The organism is Mesorhizobium sp. M7A.F.Ca.CA.004.06.1.1 (assembly GCF_003999135.1).
Taxonomy (GTDB): Bacteria; Pseudomonadota; Alphaproteobacteria; order Rhizobiales; family Rhizobiaceae; genus Mesorhizobium.
Genome location: NZ_RZPQ01000133.1, coordinates 1 through 10,334 on the forward strand (window position 1 = coordinate 1; position 10,334 = coordinate 10,334).

The following is a 10,334-nucleotide window of genomic DNA, read 5'->3' on the forward strand; positions in this document are numbered from 1 at the left end:
GCATCGCCGAGATGGGCCCCGGCGCCGGCCTACAGAATGAGAAGCGGCTCGTGCCGACCGCCGAGAAGATCCGGCTCGTCGACTTGCTGTCCGACTGCGGCTTCCAAATGATCGAAGCGACCTCCTTCGTGTCGCCGAGATGGGTGCCGCAGATGGCTGATGCGGCGGAGGTTATGGCCGGCATCCGTCGTGCGCCCGGCGCCGTCTATGCGGTGCTGGTGCCCAACATGAAGGGCTACGAGGCCGCGCGGGCGGCGAAGGCTGGCGAAGTCGCCGTGTTCGCGTCAGCCTCCGAAACTTTTAGCCGCAGGAACATTAACTGCTCGATTGCCGAAAGCCTCGAGCGTTTCCGCCCTGTGCTCGCCGCGGCTGCCGCCGACGGCATTCCGGTGCGAGGCTATGTCTCCTGCATCACCGACTGCTCTTACGAAGGACCGATACAGCCGGCTGCCGCTGTGAAGGTTGTGACCGAACTCCTTGATATGGGCTGCTATGAGATTTCGCTGGGCGACACCACGGGCCAAGGAACGCCCGCAACCATCGCGGCCATGCTCGATGCTGTGTTGGAAGCGGTGCCGGCCGGGAGACTTGCTGGACATTATCATGACACTGGGGGCCGCGCCCTCGATAACATTCTGGTAAGCTTGGAGAAGGGCCTACGCACCTTTGACGCTGCGGTTGGCGGACTTGGCGGCTGCCCCTTCGCCGTGGGAGCAAACGGCAATGTCGATACCCTCGCCGTCGCGGCAATGCTAGCGGGCCGGGGCTATGAGACCTGCCTCGACATGGAGCGATTGGAGGAGGTGGCCCGCTTCGCGGGCAGCCTTAGAGAGGAGCGGCCATGATCTTCGACACTATCTGCATCATGACCGACGAGATCGGCGTCGCTACGTTGACCCTCGTCCGCCCGGACAAGCACAACGCTATGTCGGGACAGATGATCGCCGAACTTGCGGGCGCCGCCGAACTGCTCGCCAATGACGACAATGTGCGAGCGGTGGTGCTGACGGGCGAAGGCGACAGCTTCTGTGCGGGCGCCGATCTCGCCTGGATGCGGGCGCAGGCCTCCGCCGCGCGTGACGAGCGAATCGCCGAGGCCATGAAGCTGGCGCTGGCTCTTCGCGCGCTCAACGAATTACCCAAACCCCTGATCGGCCGCATCAACGGCCAGGCATTCGGTGGCGGTCTCGGCCTGATGAGCGTCTGCGACGTTGCGGTGGCCGTCGACACCGCTAGGTTCGGTTTCACCGAGGTCCGGTTAGGACTCATCCCTGCTACGATTTCTCCTTATGTTCTGGCTCGGATGGGAGAAGGCCGGGCGCGGCGGGTCTTCATGTCAGGCAGGATAATCGACGCCAAATGAAGCCCGCGACCTCGGACTGGTTTCCCGGGTCGTGCCGCCGATCGACTTGGAGGCGGCGGTCGAGGCTGAGGTCCGGCCCTATCTCTCGGCCTCGCCGCGGGCGGTCGCCGCCGCCAAGGCGCTTGTGCGCCGACTTGGGTCGGAAATCGACGACGCAGTGATCGGCGAGACGGTCGCTCTGCTGGCCGATGTATGGGAAACGACCGACGCCGCTGACGGAATCGCGGCCTTCTCCGATCGCCGCAGACCGCGTTGGCAGGCGTGAGGCCGGCCGGGAGCCGTTCGTTGGTCGTCGCTCCAAGTAGATTTGTGCCTAAATGAACTCCCTCAGGGAACGCATTCTGAGCGCTGAATGAGGATGGATCTCGTCGTACAACTCGACCATGGAACGCCCGCAGATCGATGTTGATCGCGAACTTCTTTATCCATGGCATCCCTGGGCTGACCGGCAGGTCTTTCTCCATGCGGTCGATCAAGAAGGGTGACCTGGCGGTGTTCCGCTGCACCCTTTCTGGCCCACCGGTGGCTGGAAATACCGGGGTGGTTATTCGATCGGAGGGTCACCGCGAACAGCCGCATGACGACTGCTCCGCTTGTCAACTTGCCGCGATAGGCGCCCGGCGATCCTCCTCCGGGGCTGCTGTCCCATCTCAATCGCCGGAGAATGGCGCAGCATTGGACTCCGACGGTTCGAGCCGGAAGACAGGCGGCAGTTCTCCCATGTGAAGCGTCCGGCCAGATGTGTTCAAGCTGCGCGTCACGTACCAAGTCCGCGCTTGCTGCCGCTGCTGTGCTGACCACGTGCCATTTTCCCGTCGCGACAGCAACGCATTCCAGTCGCTGACTCAAAGGCGAAAACGCGCATCTGACAGATGCCTTGCGCTCAGGTAAGACAGGTCGCGGTCGCGGTCCTACCCAGGCTTTTCACCACCCTGAGTTCATCTGAAAACCAGATGATCACAATACACAAACTGAATTTGACCTAGCCCTCCTGGAAGCTGAACATCGGCCAACAAAAAACGCAATTTGGGAAACGTTCAGATGCACAGCGTTGAGTCCTTCCGTGATTTGCAGCGCGAAGCAACGGAGTGGCGACGCTACCTCCATGAAAATCCAGAGCTCGACTATCGGGAACACAACACAGCGAAGTTCGTGATCGATAAACTGGCATCGTTCGGGATCAATCATATCGAAACGGGGATAGCTGAGACCGGCATCGTCGCACTTATTCAGGGGCAAGGGGGAGATGGACCGACGATCGGATTGAGAGCGGACATGGATGCCCTGCCAATCGTTGAGGCGTCAGGCAAATCCTGGTCCTCGAAAAACCCAGGCATAATGCATGCATGCGGCCACGACGGTCATACAGCTATGTTGCTGGGTGCTGCGAAACATCTTGCGAGTACGCGCAACTTCAGGGGATCCGTCGCCTTAATCTTTCAGCCGGCAGAAGAAGTAGAATTTCCGACGGGAGCTCAAAGGATGGTCCAGGAAGGCATTATGGACCGTTTCGACATATCCCAGGTTTTCGGCATGCATAACTTGCCAGGCATGGAAATTGGCAAATTCGCCATCTGCGATGGTCCTATCATGGGCTCGCAGGACGACTTCGACATTGTTGTGAAGGGCAGGGGCGGCCATGCGGCTTACCCACATAGAACTATCGATCCCGTCACCATAGCAGCACAGATTATCGTCGGCCTACAAATCTTAATCTCTCGCAAAACCGACCCCATGGAGTCTCTGGTGATTTCCGTCACCAAGCTGAAGGCCGCACAGGCTTACAACATCATTCCCGATCAAGTTGAAATTGCCGGAACGGTCAGAACTCTCGTGCCAGCCCTGCGAGACTTCGCCGAACAAGAGATTGCGGCAGCCGCACAGGGCATTGCGCGCGGCTTCGGCGCGGATATCGAATTCAAATACCGTCGCTCCGTTCCGGTCACTGTCAACTGCACGGAGGAAACTACTTTAGCGGCTAAGGCGGCACGCGACCTAGTCGGGCCTGCATCGGTGAATCATAAGATGAAGCCACGTATAGGTGCGGAGGACTTTGCCTATATGCTTGAGAAGCGGCCAGGTAGTTTTATCTTCCTTGGGAATGGACCTACCGCTCTTCTGCATCACCCCGCCTATGACTTCAATGACGAAGCCTTGCCTTATGGGATAGGCTATTGGGTAAATGTGGTCGAGACAGTGTTGCCTATGTGAGCTCGACTGTCCCCACCAGTTTGCGTGCGAACTCGTATTCAGAAGAAAAGTCATGAGTATAAAAATACCTCACGCTCCTACGCGCTGAGGACCGACCGCTTCTGAAAACTACTCCGTTTGCTACATCAGATAGTTTCGTTGGTTACGGTTGCCTGAGCCAGCGGACAGCCAGCGTGACGGCCGCAGATATCACTATCAACAACGAAGCGGCGGGGATCTTATGGATCGCCAATGCGCTAACTTCTGGAGCGTGTTGTAGGCGCTGCCAGAGCGGAATAGGAGAGACTGAATGAAAGTTCTCGTCCCGGTGAAGCGGGTTGTGGATGCGAACGTCAAGGTTCGCGTGAAGGCTGATGGTTCGGCGGTGGAGCTCGCCAACGTCAAGATGGCGATGAACCCGTTTGACGAAATCGCGGTGGAAGAAGCAATCCGGCTGAAGGAAGCCGGCAAGGCTGAAGAAATCATCGTCGTCTCGATCGGCCCGCAGCAGGCGCAGGAAACACTGCGCACCGCGCTCGCCATGGGCGCCGACCGCGCCATCCTGGTCAAGACCGACGAACAGACCGAGCCGCTCGGCGTCGCCAAGGTGCTGAAAGGCGTCGTCGACGCCGAGCAGCCCGGCCTCGTCATTCTCGGCAAGCAGGCGATCGACGACGACTCCAACCAGACCGGCCAGATGCTGGCGGCACTGCTTGGCTGGGCGCAGGGCACCTTCGCTTCCAAGATCGTGCTCGACGGCGACAAGGCCAAGGTGACGTGCGAGGTCGACGGCGGCCTGCAGACCGTGGAACTGAAGATGCCGGTGATCGTCACCGCCGACCTTCGCCTCAACCAGCCGCGCTATGCCTCGCTGCCCAACATCATGAAGGCCAAGAAGAAGCAGCTCGACGAGAAGAGCCCGGCCGACTACGGCGCCGACGTCAAGCCGCGGCTGAAGGTCATCAAGACCGAGGAGCCGAGCGGCCGCAAGGCAGGCGTCAAGGTCAAGAGCGTCACTGAGCTGGTCGACAAGCTCAAGAACGAAGCCGGCGTGTTGTAAGCGATCGGGAAAGGAACAGAAAAATGGCTATTCTCCTCATCGCAGAACACGACAACGCAACGCTTTCCGACCAGACCGCCAAGGCGCTGTCGGCGGCGCTGCAGATCGGCTCGGACGTGCATGTGCTGGTTGCCGGCAAGGGCGCCAAGCCGGCAGCCGACGCTGCCGCCAAGCTCAAGGGCGTGAGCAAGGTGTTGCTGGCCGAGGCAGACGAACTTGCCGAGCGCCTGGCCGAACCGACGGCAGCGCTCATTGTGTCGTTGGCAGGCGCCTACGACACCATCATCGCGCCGGCGACCTCGTCGGGCAAGAATGTCGCGCCGCGCGTCGCAGCGCTGCTCGATGTCGCGCAGGTGTCCGAGATCATCGAAGTCGTATCGCCCGACACCTTCAAGCGGCCGATCTATGCCGGCAACGCCATCCAGACGGTGCAGTCGAGCGACGCCAAGAAGGTGATCACGGTGCGCACGGCCTCGTTCCAGGCAGCCCCCGAGGGCGGCTCGGCGGCGGTCGAGACCGTCAAGGCCGCGGCCAATCCCGGCCTGTCCACCTTCGTCGAGAACAAGCTTTCCGAGACCGACCGTCCGGAGCTGACCTCGGCCAAGATCATCATCTCGGGTGGTCGTGCGCTGGGTTCGGCGGAGAAGTTCCAGGAGGTCATCCTGCCGGTCGCCGACAAGCTCGGTGCCGCCGTCGGCGCCTCCCGCGCCGCGGTCGATGCCGGCTATGCGCCGAACGACTGGCAGGTCGGCCAGACCGGCAAGGTGGTTGCTCCCGATCTTTACATCGCGGTCGGCATCTCCGGCGCCATCCAACATCTCGCCGGCATGAAGGATTCGAAGGTCATCGTCGCCATCAACAAGGACGAGGAGGCGCCGATTTTCCAGGTTGCCGACTACGGCCTCGTCGGCGATCTCTTCGTCATTCTGCCGGAGCTGCAAAACCGCCTATGACGGGCATCATCTCGATTAACATTCTCAAACTTTGCCGGTGACCATTGCCTCCGGATGTTTGTCGCCATGACTAAGTGGCTGTTTGCAGGCAATGGCCCCGCAGCGCCATTTAGAAACCGACCGGCGATTTGCCTCGTTTTCCCAGCCTTGCGGCACATCCTGGAAGTGGACTGAGCAGATCAAGACCGCAGACGCCGTTCCGGATGGCCTGAGTACGTTCCCAGTTCAACGTAGGTGAAGCAGAACGGCCGGGGTGAGAAGATTGTGGCGCTCGCCCGCAGAGCTGCCCGTCGCGCCTTTTTCTTTTCCACGCCACAGGTGTGGCTAGGACAAGGCTCGGCGATGTCCTGACACTCCATTTCCACCTACACCGGACCGAGAATCTCGAAACCAGATGGCGTTAATATATAGACTGAATTTGACGTAGGCACCTCTCGGTGAATGAATTACCCACTGAAAGCAATGGCAAAAATAGCAATGCTCGACGCTGAAACTTTCAGGCCGAAGGGGAGCTGTCCGAGTGAGCCCGCTATCTTCATAAACGTCGCGTGCTTGGTTTCTGGCTCGTCGATGCGCCCGCCAACGCGCGCGCCAACATAGAAAACACCGGGGCCGCCGCCAGCTCGCTTTGAGCTCCGCCTTGCCGCGTGGCCGACCACTGACCTGCAAGATGTTGAGAAAAGCCTTTAACTAGGAGCTTAAATTTCCATGAAGAATGCATCAACCCTAAACGAAGTTGCCGACTCATCTGGAGCGAAATCACTGCCGGCTAAAGCCCGAGCGGTCATAATCGGGGGCGGTATTTCCGGGTGCTCGGTTGCATATCACCTCACAAAGCTCGGATGGACCGACGTAATTCTGCTCGAGCGTAAGCAACTGACCTGCGGAACAACTTGGCACGCTGCCGGATTGCTGAGCGAATTGCGCGGCTCTGCCGATATGACAAATATGGCAAAGTACACGATGGAACTTTACTCCAGCTTGGAAGCAGAGACGGGGGTTTCAACTGGATTGCGCCGTGTCGGCTCGTTGGCTCTCGCGCTTACCGATGAGCGGAAGCACGAGCTATTGCGGCAGTTCTCGGTCGCGAACGCCTTCGGGGTAGAGGTGCGAAAAATCTCCTCCAGCGAACTTGAGGAAATGTACCCTCATGTCAATGTGTCGGACGTCTCTGCTGCGCTTCATTTCCCTAATGATGGGCAATGTGATCCAGGAAATGTCGCGATGGCGCTTGCCAGGGGCGCACGGCAACGCGGTGCTGCCATCTATGAAGGAGTGAAGGTAACCGGCGTTCGGTCGAAAAACGGCCGGGTGTCAAGCGTGACGTGGGAGAAGAATGGCGAGCGTGGAGAGATTGAAACAGAGCACGTGGTAAACTGTGCAGGAATGTGGGCTCGGGAATTTGGCTCTAGAAGCGACGTGGCGATTCCCTTGCATGCTTGTGAACATTTCTATTTGATCACGGAGGCAATAGAAGGGCTTACACGACTGCCGATCATTCGGGTTCCGGACGAACATACGTACTACAAAGAAGATGCAGGGAAGATCCTCTTTGGGGCGGTAGAACCGAAGGCTAAGCCATGGGGTATGGACGGCATTCCCGAAAGCTTTTGCTTTGACCAGTTGCCAGAGGATTTTGCGCATTTCGAACCCATTATGGAGAAGGCCCTAAAGCGCATGCCGATGTTGGGCAAGGTTGGTATTCGCACCTTCTTCAATGGACCTGAGAGCTTCACGCCTGACGATCGCTTCCACCTAGGAGAAGCTCCTAACCTGAGGGGCTATTGGGTAGCATGTGGCTACAACACGGGAGGGATAGCCGGCTCAGGACCAGCGGGCTTTATTCTGTCGCAGTGGATGAATGACGGCGAACCGCCTCTCGACGTTTCAGGAGTTGACATCCGTCGGATGCAGCCGTTTCAGAAGAATCGTTCCTACCTGAAGGAGCGGGTTACGGAGATCGTGGGGCTTACCTATGCCGACCACTTTCCCGCCCGTCAAATGACAACATCGCGCGGAATTCGACGGTCACCAATTCATGAACACCTTAGAGCGCGCCGAGCCGTGTTCGGCGAAGCCGCAGGCTGGGAACGACCCAACTGGTTTGCCCGAGAGGGCCAGGAGCGCGAATATCGGTACTCTTGGGGCCGCCAGAACTGGTTCGAAAACCAGCGCGAAGAGCATGTGGCGGTGCGTGAACGGGTCGGTATTTTCGATTTGAGTCCATTCGGGAAAATCCGAGTGGAGGGACGAGACGCATGCAGGTTTCTCCAACGGCTCTGCTCCAACGACGTCGAGGTGCCGGTCGGCCGGATCGTCTATACACAAATGCTAAACGAGCGGGGCGGGATAGAGAGCGATCTCACGGTGAGTCGTCTCGGCGAGACTGCTTTCCTGCTCGTGGTGTCGGCCTTCGATCTGCAACGCGATCTGTGCTGGTTGAGGCGGCATGTAGGCGACGAGTTCGTCGTTATCACCGATATATCCGCCTCGGAAAGCGTTCTCGCGGTCATGGGGCCGAATTCGCGCGAACTGCTCGGCAGAGTTAGCCCGAATGATTTCTCCAATGGCAACAATCCCTTCAGCACCTTCCAGGAAATTGAAATCGGAATGGGTTTGGCGCGAGCGCATAGAGTGACCTATGTCGGCGAACTGGGCTGGGAGATTTACGTCCCGACTGATCAAGCCGCGCATGTCTTCGAAGTAATTGAGGCGGCGGGCGCAGATGTTGGCCTCAAGCTGTGTGGACTGCATGCCATTGGCTCATGCCGCATCGAGAAGGCATATCGGCATCTTGGCGATGATATTGGCAGCGCGGATCATGTGCTCGAAGCGGGGTTGGGCTTCGCCGTCAAGACGGCAAAGCCAGGATTTATTGGGAGAGATGCGGTGCTGAGAAAACGTGAAGCGGGGCTCGACCGTCGGCTGGTTCAGTTCCGGCTGAAAAACCCCAGTCCACTACTTCACCACAACGAGGTCATCTTCCGTGACGGTCGGATTGCGGGAACCATCACCTCCGGAAGCTACGGTCATACGCTTGGAGGAGCCATCGGCCTTGGCTATGTACCTTGCAAAAGTGAGAGCGAGGCAGCTCTCCTTTCCTCTTCTTACGAGATTGAGATAGCTGGCGAGCGCTTTGCCGCCGAAGTCTCGCTTAAACCAATGTATGACCCGAAGAGCGAGCGGGTGCGGGCTTGACTTTGGATCCAAGCGGACCAGGTCAGCCCAAGCAATCGGAGTTCGCACGCGGCGTCGGACATAGTCTTCGTTGACGTGCTCCCCGATCTGTCCGTTAGCTCTGTTCACTTTGTAGCCTGTGCGAATCTGGTGCAATTCACTTAGGGCGAGTCTGTCGAAGCGGGACGCATGCGAGGGTTGATCGCAAGACCGTGGTGCACGAGAAGCTCAAGAACGGCGCTCGACTCGTAAGTGCAACGCCCTGGCGATCGGCTCGAGGTCTCGGCGTTGCGCGAGAGGCTTGGAAAAGCTTCTAACCCTCAGGTCGAGGAGGACCACCGGACTCGGGACAGTCGCCGTGAACTATCCGCAAGCCATTGATCTGGCCTGTTGATTGAGGCGGATAGCGTCTTTTGAATTGCAGGATTAGCGGTTTATTGGGGCTGTTTTCCTGCAATTCGGTTTTGCGATTCCCTTGTGGCGCGGAGCGTGATTCACTCGGTTCGGCGGCGGCGAATCGAGGGGACAGCGAATGTCCAGGCCACGCGAGAAGCGCGAGACGGGAGAGCAGGACCTGTTCCGCTCCAGGCTCGACCAAATCATCAACATGAAGCACGAGCTGGTGCGGCTGGCGCAGGCGATCGACTGGCCGGTGCTGGAGGAGCGTTTCGGCGCCGTCTATTCGGACGGCCCCGGCATGCCGCCGCTGCCGACCCGGCTGATGGCGGGGCTGGCGATCCTCAAGCACACCTTCAACCTGTCGGATGAGGTGCTGTGCGAGCGCTGGGTGGAGAACCCTTATTTCCAGTATCTCACCGGCGAGACGTTCTTTTGCCATACGCTGCCGTTCGACCGCTCCTCGATGACGCGTTGGCGCAGCCGTATGGGCGAGGAGCGGATTATGGTGCTGTTGCAGGAGAGCCTCAGCCTCGCGGTCAAGACCGGGGCGATGAAACCGGCCGACACGCGCCAGGTGATCGTCGACACCACCGTGCAGCCGAAGAACGTCATGTTCCCGACCGACGCCAAGCTCATCCATCGGGCACGCGAACGGCTGGTGCGGCTGGCCAAGAGGACGGGTCTCCATTTGCGCCAGAGTTATGTGCGGGTCGGCAAGCTGGCGCTGATCAGCCACCAGCGCTATGCCCACGCCAAGCAGTTCAAGCGGGCCAACAAGGCGCTACGCAAGCTCAAGACCTATCTCGGCCGGACCATTCGCGACATTGGTCGCCAGATCGCCGGCGATCAGGGGCTGGACGCTGTTCAAATGGCCGCTCTACCAGGCCGCCACCGTTCTCGAGCAACGCCAGCGCCAGCGCGGCCGCAAGATCTACAGCCTGCACGCACACGAGGTGGAATGCATCGGCAAGGGCAAGGCGCATGCGCCCTACGAGTTCGGGGTGAAGGTGTCGGTGGCCACCACGCTGAAGCGCTCCAGGGGCGGCCAGTTCGCCCTGCATGCAAAAGCACTGCCCGGCAATCCCTATGACGGCCACACGCTGGCAAGCGTCATCCCCGACATGGAAAAGACCATCGGCAACGAGATCGGCCGCATCCTCGCCGACGCCGGCTATCGCGGCCACAACGCACC

The 10,334-nt window shown here is 59.4% G+C and carries 5 protein-coding genes and 2 pseudogenes; all 7 read left to right on the forward strand.

Features of this window, described 5'->3' with window-relative positions; all coding sequences use genetic code 11:
- Positions 1-11 precede the first annotated feature (11 nt).
- Positions 12-845 carry a hydroxymethylglutaryl-CoA lyase gene (locus EN906_RS11055; protein ID WP_127375174.1) on the forward strand — a complete coding sequence of 278 codons (834 nt, stop codon included), beginning with the start codon at positions 12-14 and terminating at the stop codon, positions 843-845.
- A pseudogene (locus EN906_RS11060) lies at positions 842-1,628 on the forward strand (crotonase/enoyl-CoA hydratase family protein). The gene EN906_RS11055 and the pseudogene EN906_RS11060 overlap by 4 nt, the downstream one beginning before the upstream one ends.
- A 776-nt stretch (positions 1,629-2,404) precedes the next feature.
- Entirely contained in the window at positions 2,405-3,574 is a 1,170-nt protein-coding gene (locus EN906_RS11065; RefSeq protein ID WP_127270769.1) for a M20 aminoacylase family protein, read from the forward strand.
- A 289-nt stretch (positions 3,575-3,863) separates the two neighbouring features.
- Positions 3,864-4,613, forward strand: a complete 750-nt coding sequence (locus EN906_RS11070) for an electron transfer flavoprotein subunit beta/FixA family protein (protein WP_127375172.1) — start codon at positions 3,864-3,866, stop codon at positions 4,611-4,613.
- A gap of 23 nt (positions 4,614-4,636) precedes the next feature.
- Complete coding sequence (locus EN906_RS11075) at positions 4,637-5,566, forward strand: electron transfer flavoprotein subunit alpha/FixB family protein (protein WP_127375173.1); 930 nt, start codon at positions 4,637-4,639, stop codon at positions 5,564-5,566.
- Positions 5,567-6,274: 708 nt separating this feature from the next.
- The gene (locus EN906_RS11080) at positions 6,275-8,764 is read left to right on the forward strand and encodes an FAD-dependent oxidoreductase (RefSeq protein WP_127270312.1); all 2,490 of its coding nucleotides are present in this window, start codon (positions 6,275-6,277) and stop codon (positions 8,762-8,764) included.
- A gap of 511 nt (positions 8,765-9,275) precedes the next feature.
- A pseudogene (locus EN906_RS11085) lies at positions 9,276-10,334 on the forward strand (IS5 family transposase); the annotation flags it as partial.